At 40.6% G+C, this 18,155-nt stretch carries 19 protein-coding genes; 7 read left to right on the top strand and 12 right to left on the bottom strand.

The features are described from left to right. Nucleotides 1-32: 32 nt before the first annotated feature. Nucleotides 33-2,462 carry a zinc-dependent metalloprotease gene (locus AN391_RS04095; RefSeq protein WP_055014218.1) on the bottom strand — a complete coding sequence of 810 codons (2,430 nt, stop codon included), beginning with the start codon at nt 2,460-2,462 and terminating at the stop codon, nt 33-35. Between the two features lie 155 nt (nt 2,463-2,617). Here AN391_RS04095 and AN391_RS04100 point away from each other — a divergent pair, with 155 nt between their 5' ends. After that, nucleotides 2,618-3,586, top strand: coding sequence for a class 1 fructose-bisphosphatase (locus AN391_RS04100; RefSeq protein WP_055014219.1), 969 nt, complete (start codon nt 2,618-2,620; stop codon nt 3,584-3,586). Between the two features lie 125 nt (nt 3,587-3,711). Here the strand turns inward: AN391_RS04100 and AN391_RS04105 are convergent, their stop codons facing one another. Then, nucleotides 3,712-4,038 carry a hypothetical protein gene (locus AN391_RS04105; protein WP_055014220.1) on the bottom strand — a complete coding sequence of 109 codons (327 nt, stop codon included), beginning with the start codon at nt 4,036-4,038 and terminating at the stop codon, nt 3,712-3,714. Nucleotides 4,039-4,081: 43 nt separating this feature from the next. Here AN391_RS04105 and AN391_RS04110 point away from each other — a divergent pair, with 43 nt between their 5' ends. Then, nucleotides 4,082-4,432, top strand: a complete 351-nt coding sequence (locus tag AN391_RS04110; protein WP_055014221.1) for a DUF5522 domain-containing protein — start codon at nt 4,082-4,084, stop codon at nt 4,430-4,432. Between the two features lie 37 nt (nt 4,433-4,469). On the opposite strand, the gene AN391_RS04115 is transcribed toward AN391_RS04110, so the two are convergent. The 6 genes from AN391_RS04115 to AN391_RS04140 form a co-directional block, all read right to left on the bottom strand. Continuing rightward, on the bottom strand, nt 4,470-5,564 hold the full coding sequence (locus tag AN391_RS04115; RefSeq protein WP_082429296.1) for a capsular biosynthesis protein: 1,095 nt from the start codon (nt 5,562-5,564) through the stop codon (nt 4,470-4,472). Between the two features lie 176 nt (nt 5,565-5,740). Continuing rightward, nucleotides 5,741-6,160 (bottom strand): group 1 truncated hemoglobin, encoded by a 420-nt coding sequence (locus AN391_RS04120; protein ID WP_055014223.1) that lies wholly within the window; start codon nt 6,158-6,160, stop codon nt 5,741-5,743. After that, the gene (locus AN391_RS04125; protein ID WP_055014224.1) at nt 6,160-6,993 is read right to left on the bottom strand and encodes a DUF3034 family protein; all 834 of its coding nucleotides are present in this window, start codon (nt 6,991-6,993) and stop codon (nt 6,160-6,162) included. Before AN391_RS04125 ends, AN391_RS04120 begins: the two co-directional genes overlap by 1 nt. Beyond that, entirely contained in the window at nt 6,980-9,295 is a 2,316-nt protein-coding gene (locus AN391_RS04130; RefSeq protein WP_055014225.1) for an EAL domain-containing protein, read from the bottom strand. The genes AN391_RS04125 and AN391_RS04130 overlap by 14 nt, the downstream gene beginning before the upstream one ends. Then, on the bottom strand, nt 9,288-9,944 hold the full coding sequence (locus AN391_RS04135; RefSeq protein ID WP_055014226.1) for a methylamine utilization protein: 657 nt from the start codon (nt 9,942-9,944) through the stop codon (nt 9,288-9,290). Before AN391_RS04135 ends, AN391_RS04130 begins: the two co-directional genes overlap by 8 nt. A 121-nt stretch (nt 9,945-10,065) precedes the next feature. Beyond that, entirely contained in the window at nt 10,066-11,169 is a 1,104-nt protein-coding gene (locus tag AN391_RS04140) for a phosphoribosylaminoimidazolesuccinocarboxamide synthase (protein ID WP_055014227.1), read from the bottom strand. 369 nt (nt 11,170-11,538) lie between these two features. On the opposite strand from AN391_RS04140, the gene AN391_RS04145 reads away from it, so the two are divergent. Genes AN391_RS04145 through AN391_RS04160 form a run of 4 tightly spaced genes read left to right on the top strand, consistent with a single transcriptional unit; the run spans nt 11,539 to nt 15,143 of the window. Further along, a complete protein-coding gene (locus tag AN391_RS04145; RefSeq protein WP_082429297.1) occupies nt 11,539-12,609 on the top strand; it encodes a CDP-glycerol glycerophosphotransferase family protein in 1,071 nt (356 codons plus the stop codon). 11 nt (nt 12,610-12,620) lie between these two features. Continuing rightward, entirely contained in the window at nt 12,621-13,319 is a 699-nt protein-coding gene (locus AN391_RS04150; protein ID WP_055014228.1) for an ABC transporter ATP-binding protein, read from the top strand. Further along, nucleotides 13,316-14,629, top strand: coding sequence for an ABC transporter permease (locus AN391_RS04155; RefSeq protein ID WP_055014229.1), 1,314 nt, complete (start codon nt 13,316-13,318; stop codon nt 14,627-14,629). Before AN391_RS04150 ends, AN391_RS04155 begins: the two co-directional genes overlap by 4 nt. Before the next feature lie 13 nt (nt 14,630-14,642). After that, nucleotides 14,643-15,143, top strand: coding sequence for a DUF3299 domain-containing protein (locus tag AN391_RS04160; protein ID WP_055014230.1), 501 nt, complete (start codon nt 14,643-14,645; stop codon nt 15,141-15,143). A gap of 5 nt (nt 15,144-15,148) precedes the next feature. Here the strand turns inward: AN391_RS04160 and mutM are convergent, their stop codons facing one another. Continuing rightward, nucleotides 15,149-15,958 carry a bifunctional DNA-formamidopyrimidine glycosylase/DNA-(apurinic or apyrimidinic site) lyase gene (gene mutM / locus AN391_RS04165; protein WP_055014231.1) on the bottom strand — a complete coding sequence of 270 codons (810 nt, stop codon included), beginning with the start codon at nt 15,956-15,958 and terminating at the stop codon, nt 15,149-15,151. Then, entirely contained in the window at nt 15,958-16,473 is a 516-nt protein-coding gene (locus AN391_RS04170; RefSeq protein WP_055014232.1) for a hypothetical protein, read from the bottom strand. The genes mutM and AN391_RS04170 overlap by 1 nt, the downstream gene beginning before the upstream one ends. A gap of 118 nt (nt 16,474-16,591) precedes the next feature. On the opposite strand from AN391_RS04170, the gene AN391_RS04175 reads away from it, so the two are divergent. Further along, a complete protein-coding gene (locus AN391_RS04175) occupies nt 16,592-17,518 on the top strand; it encodes a manganese-dependent inorganic pyrophosphatase (RefSeq protein ID WP_055014233.1) in 927 nt (308 codons plus the stop codon). Between the two features lie 151 nt (nt 17,519-17,669). Here AN391_RS04175 and rpmG read toward each other — a convergent pair whose 3' ends face one another. Then, nucleotides 17,670-17,825, bottom strand: a complete 156-nt coding sequence (gene rpmG, locus AN391_RS04180; RefSeq protein ID WP_022946036.1) for a 50S ribosomal protein L33 — start codon at nt 17,823-17,825, stop codon at nt 17,670-17,672. A gap of 11 nt (nt 17,826-17,836) precedes the next feature. Beyond that, the gene (gene rpmB / locus AN391_RS04185; protein WP_004587946.1) at nt 17,837-18,073 is read right to left on the bottom strand and encodes a 50S ribosomal protein L28; all 237 of its coding nucleotides are present in this window, start codon (nt 18,071-18,073) and stop codon (nt 17,837-17,839) included. Between the last annotated feature and the right edge of the window lie 82 nt (nt 18,074-18,155).

Consider the following 18,155-nt stretch of genomic DNA (forward strand, 5'->3'; position numbering starts at 1 on the left):
GTTAAGTAGCCACTATTAGTTAAAACGTAAAATTATATTGGTGAGCCTGGTGGCATTGGTAAATTAGTAAAGTTTTCAGGCCACTTACCAGCTTTTATAAACTGTTTAATTTGCTCTGCTAAATACTGCTTAAACGCGCTTTCGCCGACACTGGTGTTACTCAGCATTGAATTTTGATTGTACTCATCACTCAACTTAACTAAGTAGTAACGTAACTGCGCTTGCACCTCTGGGCTTACTTTATCGCTTGCCACTAAATCGGCTATATTTTTTGCAGTTAAAAACTGTACACGTTGAGTGACTTTACCTTTCATCGTATTAGGTGAAGACACATTAAACACGTGACTGTAAAGCTGCTCAAGCAACTCATCTAAGCTATAGAAATTGTAATTACGCACTTGTTGTTGAGCTAAACGATTTAAACGCTGTGGGTTTAATAATAAAGATAAGCTATGCTGTGCAGCGACTTCTGGTAAAGCCATTGCATCAAGTGTTAAACCTGTGCGTCCAGTTATGCTTTCGCGCGATTTAGACTCCCCATAGGCCTTTGGCGGAATAAGCGCTAACACTGACTCGGGCAAAATTAAATTAGCGGGTTTTAATGTGGATAAAATAGCATTTACCGCTTCTTGCTGCTGCGCTTTTGCAACCACTTGTGCGCCCTTAACAGGTGAATTGTCGCGTGTTTCGTACTCGTAATTAACCCCCGCTATAAGTTTAACTGCAGCCTCTACTTGATAGCGATGAAATAAATAGAGCGGCACAAGTTTTTCTTCTAACTGCGAAAGAGCATCGCCCGTTTTAATGTTGTTAATGCCAAATTGCGAAAGCGCTTTTTTACGTACATTAAGCACTCTAAGTAGCTCTTGCGCTGGGTTAGTACCGTTATCCCATAAGTGTGCTGTAGGGTGTGCACCGCCCTTAGCGCGTGCGTCACTGTCAGATATAAACTCAAGCCCCTTGGCTTTGTTCTCTTTTATTATTGCAGCAAGTTCAGCGCTTTCGTCCTGATTAGTAAAGTCGCTGTAACCATATTTAATAACTTGGGTATCCCATACACCCATACCACTTGCATAGCCTCGAGTTACGTCAAGTTCACCTTGCTCGTTAAAGCTAAGAAGTGGGTGTGGGTAATCCATAACCGAGGCTCTATCACCCACCGAAGCCGCAAAATTATGCGCAATGCCCAGTGTATGACCAATTTCGTGGGCACTTAACTGACGGATCCTATCAAGCGCCATTGCTTGTAGGTTTTTAGCTACCTCGTCCCCTTTTAAATAGGGAGCAGCAAGTGCTTCGGCTATTAATATATCTTGGCGCACACGCAGTGAACCAAGCGTAACATGGCCTTTTAATATTTCACCTGTGCGAGGGTCTATTACAGAGCTTCCGTATGACCAACCACGTGTAGCACGGTGCACCCACTGAATTACGTTATAACGGATATCCATAGGGTCTGCATTACTCGGCAGTACTTTTATTACAAATGCGTTTTTGTAACCAGCAGCACTAAATGCATCATTCCACCATTTACCGCCTTCTAATAAGGCACTTTTAACTGGCTCAGGAACGCCTGGGTCTAGGTAGTAAATAATAGGCTCTACGGGCTCACTTATCGGTAAAGTTGGATCTTTTTTAGCTAAACGGTGACGCGGTATGTAACGCACAAACATGGACTCATCAAGCGCAGCGGCATAGTCTTTATGCTCAATACTCCAATACCCTGATTGCGGGTCAAATTTGCGCGGCGTGTAATTATCATCGGGTAATTTAATAAGGGAGTGATGCATATGCACCGTAAGTGCATATGCATCGGCACTCACTTGGCGAACAAATTCACCCGGCTTTGTGCCTTTAAACGTTAATACAGCTTCAAGCTCGGTGTTTTTTACAAACGCCTTTGAGCGACTCATGTACACAGCACTGCGTGATTCATCAAGGCTAAAATTACCCTGTTTACGTGCAGCTAATTTTCGACTAACCCCGTGCACATCACTCAATAAATAAGGTGTATAGTCAATCAATGCGCTGGTTTTATCTTGTGCAACAACTTTAAAGCCCGCTAAGATACTTGATGCAAAGGCCTCTTTAATACTTTGTTGCTCGGCTTTATTATTGGTATTAGCACGATAGTAAGTATTTACAGCGCGCAGCATTACTTTATTGCCAAAACGCTCAAACTGCACAAGGTGCGTATTACCAAGTTGGCCTCTATCTAGACCAATATCGTTTGAGCCAACTCCATAAGGTAAGCTCTGCTGAAGTAAAAATTGCTGTTCTAATTTATCTACTTTTAAGAACACTTTGCCATTTTGTGTATCGTAATAAAACGAAAAGTACCCTGGAAAGTGATTCATTTGGGCAGTAAATTCATCTATAGACTTAATTGCTGCGTGCGCTTGGGTTATGATAGAGCACAGCACAGTAAAGAGTATGTAACTTATTAGTGGTATTTTTTTCATAATCTTATCTTTGTTATTGGCGTTTTAAGTACGATTAGGTAGCACCATTATTACAGTGCTATTTAAACAATACAGGTATTTAAGACGAAATTCAGCGCACTAAGTTAATCTCTCTCACATTTAGATTAGCTAGTACACGTTATCAGGAAAATAGAATGCGTAGACTCCCACCCGTATTACTAGAAGACGGTTGCCCTAGAGAACTTTTATCGTTAATTAGAACCATTTTAGCAGCATGTAAAGAAATATCGTTTCGTGTTGGCCAAGGTGCGCTTTCTGGCGTATTAGGGTCAACGCTTGATGAAAACATTCAAGGTGAAACACAAAAAAAGCTCGATGTACTCTCTAATCAGCTTTTAAAAGATATTTTACTGGAGTCTGGGGCAGTTAAAGCCATCGCCTCAGAAGAAGAAGACTACACAGTTGCAGGTAACCAAGACGCTAAATACATTGTGGCGTTTGACCCCCTTGACGGCTCATCAAACACCGACATAAACTCACTGGTTGGTACTATATTTTCGATTATGGAAGCGCCTGAAGGCTCAGATGCCGCCGATCAAAGTATATTTATGCAGCCTGGCCATAAACAAGTGGCTGCAGGTTACGTACTTTACGGCCCATCAACTATGCTTGCACTTACTACAGGTAAAGGCACACGCATGTTTACGCTAGATAAAACCCAAGGCAGCTTTTTACTAACACAAGATTTTGCCACTATTCCAGCTGATACCAACGAATTTGCTATTAATGCGTCTAACCAACGTCATTGGCAACCAGCAATGCAACGCTATATTAATGATTTACTCGCTGGCGATACGGGTCCACGCGCTAAAAACTTTAACATGCGCTGGATTGCTGCCATGGTTGGCGATGTGCATCGCGTACTTAGCCGAGGCGGCTTGTTTACGTACCCAACCGACACTAAAGATGCAAATAAACCCAACAAGCTACGCTTACTTTACGAAGCCAACCCCATGGCTATGCTAGTTGAGCAAGCAGGTGGTATAGCCTCAACGGGTACTGAGCGAATTATGGATATTCAACCTGATGCAATCCACCAGCGTGTGGCAGTCATATTAGGCTCTAAAAACGAAGTAGAAACATGCTTGGGATACCACAAGTAAACACTTTGTCAGTTGTTAAAAAATAAAATACCAAGCCGCATTTTATTTAAATGCGGCTTTTTTATGTATTCGCTATATATAACCGCAATAAGCCCACATCTAAAAATGTGAATCAGCCTAAATATCTACTCTTTTAATAATGCCAATAATTTTTCAAGTTTTTGGCGATCAAGCTCTCCCATTTGCTCGCTATTACTGAGCGCAAAAATAACCCCTTCGTATTCGCCGCTATCTATATCATCTCTAGAATCAACAACATTTGCCCATAACTCTAAATCATCCAGCTCTATTTCGTTATTTACACAGCGAGTTAGCACGTGAATCAATACCGGTTTTGTGAGTGTATAAATGGGGGCGCTTTCCTTTGCAGGAGTAGAGATAATCACGCTAATAGCGTCATCTCTTTGCTCACCAAAAGTAATAAATTCGGCCAATGCTTTTTGTATATTCATAATATTTGTTATTCTTGCTGCTCCACTGCTGATAAGAGTTAAAATGACGAGATTAAACTGCTCACAATGTCACACTACGCTTGATTGTAATGTAAACGATATAAACGCATGTTGGTGTAACCAATTACCTGCTATTTTACCGCTTGAAGAGTCAGCAACAAGCTGTTTATGCCCGCAATGTACACTTAATGAAATAAACGCTTATTTAGCGCATATTTATACGCAGCCAATAAAAGCACAAATTGAGTTTGCTAAAAAATTTAGAGGTAATGACCACTTAATAGAAGGGCTAGATTACACCATGCAAAGTGGCTACATGGTGTTTAGTAAGTGGTATTTTTTAAAACGAGGAACGTGCTGTAAAAATGGCTGTAAAAATTGCCCTTATGGGTAAATCACACATGTTAATAATTAATACGCAACTGAAAGAACTAATTAGCTGCAATATTGTTGAATTGAGCAAATTTATCTGCCCCTTTAAAACGTAACTCGATTGCTTTGATATGTTCTTCCTCTGCGTGCTTCCAAACGCCCGGCACACTATAAACATGTTTTAAATAGCAAAAAAACTTATCGCGCAGCTGCGGATCAAACTGCCATCCTTGAGCTACCTCTGCTACTTGAGCAGCTAAGCCCTCACGAGTTTCAGCATGCTTAACTAAGCCTTCTATATTATAACAGGCCTGTCCTACAGTAATAACACGCTTATTTAATAACAGCGCTTCTAAACCTACCGTAGAATTGATTGTTATTACCGCCTCTGCGCATTCAATAAGTTCACAGGTTTTATTCCCGTTTGCAAATAACCCAATGGGATCCTTATTGTATAAATGAGTGTAATGCTTATGCCATGAGGGGTGTTCTTTAAAAACGACCTTTAAACTAGGATCGTTCAACGCCTTCACTGCGCTTATAACCTCATCGTATAGCATTTCCATAGAATCAACCCATGGTGAAAAACTCGCTAATTGCGTATCGTGGGGCACTTGAAACGGCACAAAAATATAACGTTCAGGTATATTTTCAGCTGCAAATTCACAGCGTTTTTTATGATTTTCTCGTGGGACCAATGCTGGAGCATCAAAGTTTAAGGCATTATTTACATTAAAATTTAAATAAAAATCAGGATCTCGGCTTAGCGACGCATTAAAGTTGATACCTTGGGGGTCTAAACTAGTGGTTCCCGGAAGCAAACCATTTTCATAATAAAACTGCTTAATGCCCAGTGCCCTGGCAGCCATAGCAACGGTAGTGTTAGGCAGCTTATTACCATTCCATATAACGATTACATCAGGGTTAACTTCAGTTAATAAAGCTAAATATTTTGCATAACGTAAACGTTCAAAAAAGCGCAGCCCCGCCTTGTAAACCGCAGATACTAAAGCATTGTTCCAAAGGTTGTTACGGGCGCGCTTACGTTTTAGTTGTGCAGTAATAACATCGGTAAAATCAACTTTAAACGCTTTGGCTAAATAGTTTATAGCTGAAAGCTTTGGCGCCCCCATAACATGCAGTTGGCAATCCATACTCAGCTTTTTAAGTATTTTTTTATAGTACTTTGCGTGTACATTTTTGCGGGATATAAAGAGGTAAGACATACAAGCTGTGCGCGCCAATTATTGTTTATAGGGAAATAATACTAAGTGGACACTATTACAAAAGTAAGGTTCACTGCTACGGGTAAATAATTTACAGATGTTACCTAAATTTTTATTATTTTACTACGCAGCGGTGCCATCCTAGATAAAATCTCGTTTTGTACACTATGGCTAATATTTTGATCTTCCATCGCATTTACGAGCAGGTCCACCACATGGTTAAAGTCTTTCTCAGTTATGTGCATGCCAGTATGAATATCTACCATAGAATCACCTTTGTACTTGCATGGGCCATCAACGAGTGCACACATGTGCATAATAAAGCCCTCCCTAAAGTGGTCTATGTCGCTGTGCTCAAAGTAATGCAATACTTGATCATCATTACCTATTTGGTAAATAAAGCTGTCTACAATACGCGTAAGCCCCGCCCGCCCGTCAAGTTGTTGATAAAGAGATAAACGTGTTGAGCCTACACACCCAGCCAGCGCACTTAAACATAACCATAAAATAACCACGTTTTTCATTACCAATACCCTGTTACTGATAAGTACCACCCTGTTTGATCGCTCGCACCTGCAATGCTACCTAAATCTAAGTATGCGGCGGTAACACTCACATGCTTGTTTGGCATCCACGCAATAAACAAATCCTTCCAGTCTTGCTCACCTAAATTAAGGTTATTGGACTTTTGCCTATATTCAATACCAACAGCAACACTTCGGCTTAAAAATACTGCAGTGCTGCCTTCAAATAAAATTTTTGCATTATCATTTGCCCCACCATAGCCAAGTAACCCGAGTTGATTAGCTTCACTGTAGCGCGTTGTGAGGTTCCAAAACCAATTAAGCCCCCCTACAGCGCCTAAATGGAGTTTACTTGCTGCAAGGTAGTAATCGGTGCCGCTAGTATCCTTTGCCCCTACAAGAGTCGCAACAGCGCCATCATCAAGGGATTTATGCTGAACCCCTAAGCTCAATTGCGGCCATTTGCTATAAACTATATCGCCGTATAAGCGAATTTTAGCCCCCGTAATAGATTGCTCTATTTCGGTATCAAGTGCAGGGACGTCAAAGCGCTGTTGTGCATAGCTAAACTCTACACGATTAAATAAGTTAACTTGTGCTCCACACACATCTAATGTGTAATCGGTTACATCGGCATGACTACAAAAGCCATTTACAGAGAACTCGTCTTCACTGGCATAGCCTGCAAGCTGTGCCCATGGCACAATACCGCCGCCCCCGCTACCTTCTATTTGCGAAACCCCTGGGGTTGCTAACAATTTACCGTCGCTTGCTAACCCATAAAAACTCGAAGTCATTAATAGCCCTAGCAATAAACACTTAACTTTTTTCATAATATTCCTTTAGCCACTGTTCTAACAATTCTGCTTTTAAAGGCTTACTTAGGTAATACCCCTGAGCGTGATCACAATGCATAAGTTTAAGTAAATCTAACGAATCTCTGTTTTCAACGCCCTCTGCAACAACACTAAAGCCTAATTGATGCCCTAAGGTAATAGTCGACTGCACTATGTATTGATCCTTACGCGACTCATCTAACTTTAAAATAAAGCACTTATCTAACTTTAGCTCATCAATAGGTAGAGTTTTTAATCTGCCCAATGATGTTTGCCCTATGCCATAATCATCCAATGAAATTTTGACACCAATGGCTTTTAAGTTTTGTAACGCTTTTATGCCTTTTTCTTCGTTTTCAATCATGTCGCGCTCAGTCAATTCAACAGTAATAAGGGTTGGATCAACTTTGTATTTTTTTAATGTACGCACGAGCGCAGAGTGAAAGCTCGGTGAGGCAATATCTTGCGCCGAGACATTAATGGCAGCTTGCATTTCAATTCCTTTAGCCTGCCAATCAGCCACTTGAGAAACCACCGTTTTAACAACCCAAGATGTAAGCTCTACAATAAGCCCCGATTGCTCAGCTAAATCAATAAACAGCTCTGGGTTTACCCAACTGCCATCTTTACGCTGCCATCGGATGAGGGATTCAACTTTATTTATTTTTTTTGTGTGTAAATGCAACTTGGGCTGATAGGTCATAAACAACTGCCCATCATCATCGTTAATGGCTTGTTTTAGTTCATCGAGTATTTTTAAACGGTCTAAATGCGCTTCGTCTTCGCCATTTTGATAATAGTGAATACTGTCTTGGCTATCTGTTGCATTGTCTACAGCAATAAGTACACGGCGCATTAAGTCGTCGCTGGTAATCCCTTGTGTTGGGTACTCTACAACCCCTGCACTAAAGCGTAAGTTAATTTTTAGTGTTTTAATGGTATAGCAAGCTAAAAGCTGTGCCATTAAACCTACTATACCGCTTTTTTTCTCTCTAGCGGCGGCGCTTGGGAACACAGTTAAAAATTCATCCCCCCCAATGCGCGCATGAAAGCCGCCAAGTTCGTCCGAAAAACCACTAATTCGATTGGCAACGGCTTTTAAACATTCATCGCCTATCCGTGGGCCAAGTTTATCGTTTATATGCCGTAAGCCTTTTATATCTATAGCCACAAGGGTGTATTGTGTAGAGGAAGTAAGCTCATCGTCGAGCACTTCAAGCATAGCCGAGCGGTTATAAAAGCCTGTTAGCGAATCATGGCGTGCCTGAAAACTAATTTTTTGTTCACGTTCGTTAATATCGTTACCCATATTATCAAAGGCGTTAGCAAGGGTTGCTATTTCAGTACTTTGTTTAGAAGCATTAAATTCAAACGCGTAATTACCTTGAGCAAATTGTTTGGCTATTAGTGCAAGCTGCGACAGGGGAGTGATTAAGTTATTTGCCAGTAAACTACTGGTAACAACCCCCACTAGCATCGTTAGAATGGCCATAATAATTAACGTAAACAATAAGTTTTCAAAATCGTTATAGCTTTGTGTTAAATCAGCGCTAAGTAATATAGTTACTAAGTTTCCTTGCAGGGAGGGCAGCGTGATGTCTCGGTTTTTATATATAGGGTAATCACCAAACAAACGCGTTGTGGTGGTGGTATTAAAGTAGTTTTTAGGGGCAAAAACCTCTGGGCGCTCAAGTAAAGAGCTCCTTACTAAGTTATTTTCCTCAGCAATAAAACTGACATGCATTCCTGTTAGGTTTTTAAGTTCAAGAGCGACTTCGTCGTCAATTTTAAAACCCACTAAGCTGTAAGCAACGGTTCTAGGTGCCCTTACAGGTAGTAAAATAACTTGGTATAGCTGTTTATTAAGAACAACAAAGCTCGATTGCTCTGGCGAAGTTAGTAACTCATCCAGTAACGGCTTTAAGTTTTGAGGGTATAAATCGGCATGAGTATTGGCTGAAATTAATTTACCCGATAAATCAATCAGTAGCATAAGCTCTGCATCAATACGCTGACTGTGGTTAAACAACACACTACTTATGGTGCCCGCATCGCGAGTGGCAACCGCTTGCTTAAAGCCAAAGTCGGCTGTGAGTACTTTAGCGGCTGTCAGCAACAAGCTTTCTTTTGCGCTCAGATATTGCTTATATACATTTTGCGCCACGCTAATATTTTGATTTACTTTTTCTTCTTGAAATTTACTTGTGGACCACCAAAAACTAGCAATACTCAGCATAGTGGTCAGTAACACTAAGCCTACACACAAAACAATAATGCGGTTTTTTAAACTGTTAGTCATTACCGCCCTTAAACTTATTACCAAACGTATTTCTTGGGGCTGGGGTGGATGTATCTATTTGAATTATTAGCTCATTATTATTTATTGTTATCATTTTTTTATTTTCCAACGGTGCAGTTTGTAGCGCATGCCACACACTCAGCGTAGTCGGTAAAGAGGCTATGTCTAAGGTTAACTTACCCGTATTGTTGGTTTTATAAACGTGCTCACTATTGGCTACATAAATATAGCCAACCATAGAGTCATGTATATTACAGCCTAGTACAACAACACCTTGTTGATCAAAAGTAACGGGCTCTTTAGGTTGACCTGAATAGAGTTTTAGCTGAAATGGCTTGGCCTGAGAAAAAGAGTAAACATGATGGCGAATATTATCACTATTAGGAAAATTAACCTGCTGGCCTTTTTGCACTACCAGTAAATCGGGAAAAAACGCTTTATCTACTTGGTCCATTACTGCAACGGGTAACGAAGTGCGCTCATGCTTTGCCGCTTTATAAAGCTCAACGACCGCGTTTGGTAATGGCTGACCATGTTGATCTTGAATTACTAAGTCAATATTTGCACCCAGTACGCCTTGGCTAAAAAATAAAGTAGCGGCGAGTAAATAACCTCTTTTATTAAAAACTTGCTGCACTTGCCTAAACATAACAACACCTAAAAGTTAATCTTAGGTTAAGTTAATTAGAGACCAGCACTAATTGCAAGGAATATAGCCCAGTAACCAAAAATAAAGACTGGGCTTTGCTTATTTTAATACTTTAGTTGTACTATTTTACAATAAGGCCGTAATCAGTATCTAAAATATTAACCACTTCTTGGCGAGGATCTTCTGGAATAACAATCTCTTCGCCAATAATTTTACTCGCTATGCCTACATAAGTGTTAGACACCTCAAGCATCACCGATTCTGGTAAAATAAAGTCTTTAGCAAGCTGCTCGCGCTCACTCATACGGTCTTTATTTAATAGCACATCACTTTCTGGCACATTAGAAATTAATAACTGGCGGAATCCTTCTTTAGAGTTTTCGATTATTTTACCATCGCGGTACGCCGCGCCATCCCATATGCGTGAAGAATCAGGAGTACCCACTTCATCAATATAAATAAGCTGTTGGTTACCGTCTAAATCCTCTACATAACCAAACTCAAACTTTGTATCTACAAATATTTGATCAAGCTTTGCCAGCTCTTCACTAATTAGCTTAAAACCCTCAACTAATAGCTTTTCGTACTTAGTTACATCTTCAGCTGATTTAAAATTAAATACATTTAGGTTATCAGTGATGTTAGCGCGCGTAATGTTTACATCATCAACGGGTGGAATATCAACCACGCCCTCGATAATCCCTTTTGTAGAAGGCGTAATTAGTACGTTTTCAAGCTTTTGGTTTGCCGTTAATCCCTCAGGTAAATCTATGCCACAAAAGTTGCGGACTCCTTTGCTGTAATCACGCCACATGCTGCCAGTGATGTATTGGCGCGCAATTGCTTCTACTTTAACGGTACTTGCTTTGCGCACAATCCATACGTAAGGATGCGGAATGTCAACAATGTGGTTACCCGCAAGGCCAGCTTTATCAAATAACGTAAACCAATGAGATGCAACAGAGTTAAGCGCAATACCTTTTCCCGGCACGCCGTTTAAGCCATTCTCGCCTTGCCAAATACAATCAAAAGCAGAAATACGGTCTGAAATAACCATAATTGCAAGCTCAGTTCCTTGCGGAACTTTATAGTTTTTTTCTTTAATGAGGCGTGCGCTGTCTTCATCTGTTAGCCAATAAACCGAACGAACTTTACCGCTGTGTACGTCACCTTTAGTGCGAATGGGTAAATCATCGTTAATGTCTAAAACTTTATAGCTAGTCATGCTATCTCCGGGGTTAGGGGTGCTCAAAGAGCAAAGTATGGTATGGGGTTATAAGCACTATATAATAAATCAGCCTACCCTAAAGCTCAATCAGCACTGAAAACTAAATAACCTGACCCTTGGTTAAGAGATTTACTAGGGCGTGTTGAATTATGGTGATATCTAATTTATTTTCTCTAGCCAGAGGTTTTCAATGATAAAAAGGCGAATTTACGCGTTGATAGCTGCCCTATTGCAAGTAAATTCAACGGCGTTAGCGCTGAAAATAGCTGCTGGTTTATTATCCAAAGCTCAGGTTAAATAACTAAGCAATATTTATATGGCTGTAATAATGCGGTAAACTTAGCGTGCTAACTAGAGGAGTACCGCTTGAACTACCTAACCGCGACCGCAAATAAAAAATACCTAATGTATATTTCGCAAAATTATTCGTACGCTATTTTAAGGCCATTACAAGCACAAATTTTAGCGCATGGTGGTGAGGTACGTTGGTTTTTAGCGGGTAATGAGGTAAACCCTGACTTTTTAGATGATGATGAAAAGCGTTTAAACTCAATTCCCGCCATCCAGAAATGGAATCCAGATTTAGTTTTTATTCCTGGTAATATTGTTCCAAGTTTTATTCCTGGTAAAAAAGTAGCTGTTTTTCATGGTTTTAATTCAGGGAAACTAAATAGAAGAGGGAAAGAAGATCACTTTAATATTCGTGGATGTTTCGACTTATACTGTACACAGGGTCCCAATACCACCACCCAATTTAAAGAGTTGGCTCGACAATATGGTTTTTTTAAAGTAACAGAAACAGGCTGGCCAACATTAGACCCACTTTTTAGTAATACGCTAAACAACCCTTATGTAAATAATGATCCACGCCCTACACTATTAATTTGCTCTACTTTTTCACGAAATCTGTCACTAGCTCCCAAACTATATGAGAAAATCAAGCATTTTAGCCTGCAAGGGAAGTGGCGTATTTTAATGCAATTTCATCCTAAAATGCCCCAAGAATGGGTAGATAAATATAAAGCATTAAATAATAAAAACTTAACCTTTATAGAAACCGACAATGTGATCCCTCTTCTGAAAGCGGCAGATATAATGCTGTGTGATACATCATCGGTGCTATTAATGTTTTTATTACTAAGAAAGCCCGTTGTTACATTTCGAAATCAAAAGCCTCAGCCTCATTTAATCAATGTGACAGAGGCTGATAAAATAGAATCAGCAATAGAGCACGCATTAACGAGACCTAAAAATTTAATGCAGCATATTGAAAATTATTGCCTAGATATCCACCCTTATAGCGACGGTAAATCTAGTTTACGCGTGCTTAATGCAGCTAATGAGTTTTTACATAAAAGCGACAAACTTAAACCAAAGCCAATAAATTTAATTAGAAGCTTTAAAATGCGTAAAGACCTTAAGTATTGGGGTTGGTAAAACCACACTGTATGATGGAACTTAATAATATAACCTTTAAATGGCATAAAAATGATGCCAAGCCTACGCTAAATATCCCAACCCTTAGGATTGATAAAGGCGAGCATATTTTTTTACATGGTCCTAGTGGCTCTGGTAAGTCAACCTTACTTACACTATTAGCAGGTATAAACACACCAAGCAGTGGCAGTATACGTATTTTAAATTGCGATTTGAATACACTTAGCAATACGCAAAGAGATGCATTTAGAGCGGAGAATATAGGCTATATTTTTCAAAACTTTAATTTATTACCGTATTTGACCCCCATTGAGAATGTCACGCTTGGCTGTGAATTTTCAAAAAGCAGAAAACAAAAAGCCTTACAGCAAACAACAGAGTCTAAGCCAAGCTTACAAAAAGAAGCGATACGTTTATTAACAGCATTAGGTTTAAGTGAGTCATATCATAGTAAAGATGTTGCTTCGCTCAGCATTGGCCAGCAACAACGGGTTGCCGCTGCTCGCGCATTTATTGGCAGCCCAGAGCTCATAATTGCTGATGAGCCTACCTCGGCACTTGATACCGCAAATAGAGAAAGCTTTATAAAGCTGTTATTCGAACAGGCTAAGCGTGCCAACAGCACGCTCGTTTTTGTAAGCCATGACGAAGCATTGAAGCCGCTATTTAATCGTGCAATCAGCCTAGCTAGCTTACAGGAGCAGTTATGATCCTGACTAAATTAGCATATAAAAGTTTGCTTAACCGCCGAGCGAGTGTACTACTGACATTGTTTACCATTGCTATTAGCGTGATGCTATTACTCAGTATTGAGCGAATTCGCGTGGATGCAAAAACCAGTTTTAGTAATACCATCTCCGGTACAGACCTGATTGTCGGTGCCCGTACCGGCGACATACAGCTATTGCTTTCATCCGTATTCAGAATAGGCCATGCCAATAATGGGGTGAGTTGGCAAAGTTATCAGTACATCACAGCTCAACGTGGTGTTAAATGGAGCATTCCTATTAGTTTAGGCGACAGTCATAAAGGCCAAGCTGTAATTGGTACAACCCGCGATTACTTTACCCACTATCGCTTTGGTAAAAAGCAAACATTAAGTTTTCAACAAGGCCACGCGTTTGAGCGTGTAAACCAGGTGGTACTTGGCAGCGATGTAGCGAGCCGTTTAGGGTATACACTAGGTGATAGCATAGTAATCTCACACGGCATGGGTAATACAAGTTTTCACCATCATAAAGACAACCCGTTTACTGTAATTGGTATTTTAAACGCCACCGGCACGCCAGTAGATAAAACCTTGCACATACCTCTAGCTGCAATTGATTTAATCCATGGCGGCGTACATTCATCGAATGTTGAACATGGTGAAAGCGATGAGCACGATGAGCACGATGAGCACGATGAGCACGATGAGCACGATGAGCACGATGAGCACGATGAGCATAACAACCTAATCGGTGAACCAAATCAAATTACTGCATTTTTAATGGGCTTCGATTCACCTTTATATACATTGCAAATTAGGCGCAATATAAACCAATACAAAAAAGAGCCTCTGCTGGCCATTATGCCCACAGTCACCTTAAAAGAGCTGTGGCAAATGCTCGCCATTGTCGAAAAAGTACTCTTACTGTTTTCAGGCGTTGTTATATTGGTCAGTTTATTGGGCATGTTAACCACACTACTGGCCAATTTAAACCAACGCCGAAGAGAGCTTGCTATTTTACGCTCAGTGGGCGCAAGGCCATGGCAGCTTTTTACACTCATAAGCATGGAGTCGTTATTTACAACGTTATTAGGCTGCCTAGTTGGCTGTGGTTTATATTATGGCGTTATGCTTGTTAGTAGTAGCTATTTGCAAAGCCATGCAGGTATAAGCGTTAATATAGCCATGCTCTCTTACTATGAACTCACTTTAATAGGCGTTATTATGGCCGCTGGGTTTATAATTGGCTTAATACCCGCCACCCGCGCTTACTTTTATTCGCTTAGCGATGGTATGAGTATAAAAACTTAATTTTAGGAATTTCATGATACTTTTTAAATCTGCGCTTTATTACAGCATGCTAGTGGGCTACTTCCTTATTAGCTTTAACAGCAGTGCAAATCCACCAAAAGAAATTTTTTGGGAAGACTTAATCCCACAAGGGCATGTACAAATAGATACTCAAGCACAGGCCAATCACGAGGGCAGCGAGCAAAACTGGGTGCAACCAGAATTAGATGCTCCCGTGGTTGAAGCATTAAATGGGCAATCAGTGAGCTTGCCGGGGTTTGTTGTTCCACTAGAGGGCGACAGCGAAGTCATTACTGAGTTTTTACTTGTGCCATACTTTGGCGCGTGTATTCACGTACCGCCCCCGCCGCCAAATCAAATCGTTCATGTAACAGTAAAAGGCGGTGTGCCCATAGAGAGCTTGTATGATGCGATTGTTGTCACAGGCATTATCAGCACTGAAACCTGGTCGGGCGAAATAGCCCAAGTGGGCTATAAAATGAAAGCCGTCGGTGTGGCCCCCTTTGAGCTATAACATGGCTATTTTTGGCAGTGCTTACAAAACACCGTACTGCGCTGCCCTAGCCTAATTTCTTCAAGTGGCGTTTTACACGTTACGCACGCCTCTGCTTTTCGCCCATACACTAACAACTGCTGCGCAAAATAACCTGGTTTGCCATCACTTTGGGCAAAGTCTTTTAAGGTTGTACCACCTTGTGTTATTGCCGCTGCTAGGGTGTCTTTAATAATAGGAACGAGGGTTTGATAACGCTTTAGCGATACTTTGCCTGCTTCGCGTTTTGGGTGTATCCCCGCTTTAAATAACGACTCATTGGCATAAATATTACCTACGCCCACAACCACCGCGTTATCCATAATAAATTGCTTCACGGGGACTTTTTTATTACGCGATTGCTCGTATACACGCTTTGCAAAAAAATCATCCGTAAGCGGCTCAGGTCCAAGCTTTGAAAGCAACTTATGAACATCACCCGGTGCTTGCCATAAACAGCAACCAAATCGGCGAGGGTCGTTTAATCGCAGCGCCTTGTCATTACTAAGAATAAACTCAACATGATCATGCTTTTTAAGTGGCTCGCGTTTATCCACAACACGCAAATTACCCGACATTCCCAAATGTAAAATAGCACTCCCTAATTCGCAGTGCAGTAACAAATACTTTGCTCGGCGCTCGATTCGCTCTACCTTGAGCCCTTCTAACTTATAAACATCATCTGGCACAGGCCAGCGCATACTGGCATTATAAATATTAACTTTGCTTACAACTTGGTTTTCAATATGTGGGGTGATCCCCAGTCTACTAACTTCTACCTCTGGTAATTCAGGCATTAATGCAACTCACTTTTTGAAAAATCAACACTTGGAAATAACTGCTTTGCAGTTTCTAAATCAAGCCCCATAACACGCTGGCTATTTTTCTCGAGCAAATAATATTGCCCGCTGCCTTTATAAAGTAAATAAACCCAAGGTAAGCGCTCGCCAGCCAACTCAAAGGTGGCAACATAAAGTGGTGAATTGGGGTTAAATACCATCGACTCATTTACTTCCAATAAGGCAGCCGTTTGCCACCTATTGATTAGCTCAGCTAACTGCTGCGGTGATGCATCCCAGCTCACTGGCGTATTTTCTTTTAATGCGGTTGTACGCCAACTAGTACCAATACGTTCAATTTTCTGATCAACAAAGCTCAGAGTTAACACAAAACTTTGTAATGGCAGTACAGGCTGTAATTTAGGCCCGTCCTCGCCCCCTAAAAACTGCTTATGCCAGCCATTTAAAAAAAAGATCATAATCAACATCGAAAAAATAATAACGTTGTTCCAACCTTTGCGGCCTAGTCGCATATTTATACACCCAGTAAATTCAAGATTTTAAAGTGTAACTAAAACTTAATTGCACTGTCTATATGTTAAAGGCCACAGACTTTGGTAGAATATCTGCAAATTTAAAGGAGTTCCGTCAATGTCTATGTATGTAGTGGGCCATAAAATCCCAGATTCAGATTCTATTTGTGGTGCAATTGCACTGGCTTATTTAAAAAACCAAATCGATGAGCCAGCAATTCCAACACGCCTTGGTGAAGTATCACCAGAAACACAATTTATCCTAGATAAATTTGGCTTCGAAGCACCTGAGCTTAAATTAAGCTACGCTGGCGAAGATGTATATATTGTTGATCACACCGAAAAAACACAAGCACCTGACGATATCGACCAAGCACGCGTTGTTGGCGTAGTCGATCATCATAAGTTAGGTGACTTAACGTCATCTACACCACTTGAGTGCTGGATTCGCCCAGTTGGCTGTTCTAACACTATTATTAAAATGATGTATGACTTCTACAACGTAGAAATCCCTAAAGACATCGCTGGCATCATGCTATGTGCAATTTTAAGCGACACCGTTATTTTTAAATCGCCTACTTGTACAACGGCTGATATTAAATGTGTAGAAGCACTTGCAGAGATCGCTGGCATTGAAGACTTTAAAGAACTAGGCATGGACATGTTCCGTGTTAAGTCTGCAGTTGAAGACACACCAGTACGTGACTTAGTAATGCGTGATTTTAAAGACTTCAACATGAACGGCAATCTAGTCGGCATAGGCCAGCTAGAAGTAATCGACCTTGCAGTGTTTGACGAAATTAAAGCAGACTTAGAAGCCGATATTGCTAAGCTAAAAATTGAAGGTAACCGCCACTCAGTATTTTTACTACTTACCGACATCATGAAAGAAGGCTCACAAATGCTGATCGCATCAGATGATGCAACACTTGTAGAGCAAGCTTATGGTGAAAAACTAAGCGAAGGTAAAGTGTGGCTAGACGGTGTATTAAGCCGTAAAAAGCAAGTAGTACCACCACTACAAGACGTGTTTGCCAAGCTGTAAGCTTTAAAATAATGACCTTGTGGGTTTTACCTGCAAGGTTTTTTTATGCCTAGGTTTTAGAGTAAGTTGGCGTATACATTACGAATATGTAACTTTAAAAACAAAAAACCCAGCCTAAGCTGGGTTTTTACAATTCTGAAAGAAAACTAAATTACTTGATTTTAGCTTCTTTGAAAATCACATGTTTACGAGCTTTAGGATCGTATTTTTTGATTTCCATTTTTTCAGGCATGTTACGCTTGTTTTTGTCGGTAGTGTAGAAAAAACCAGTACCAGCAGTTGAAACTAAACGGATTTTATCGCGCATGATTCAGTTCCTTAAACTTTTTCGCCGCGAGCACGGATATCTGTAAGTACCGCGTCGATGCCTTTTTTATCGATAATACGCATACCTTTAGTAGTAGTGCGTAGTGTTACAAAACGTTTTTCACTTTCAACCCAAAAACGGTGTGTTTGTAGGTTAGGTAGGAAACGACGTCTAGTCGCGTTTCTCGCGTGTGAACGGTGGTTACCAACCGTTGGACGCTTACCTGTAACTTGACATACTTTAGACATGTCTATATATCTCCAATAACTTCGCTCGAGCTTAATTTAACCTAAGGCCATGTATTTGTGCCCTAGATAAATCGAAGGGCGC

The sequence above is a fragment of the Pseudoalteromonas sp. P1-13-1a genome (assembly GCF_001401875.1).
Classification (GTDB): Bacteria; Pseudomonadota; Gammaproteobacteria; order Enterobacterales; family Alteromonadaceae; genus Pseudoalteromonas.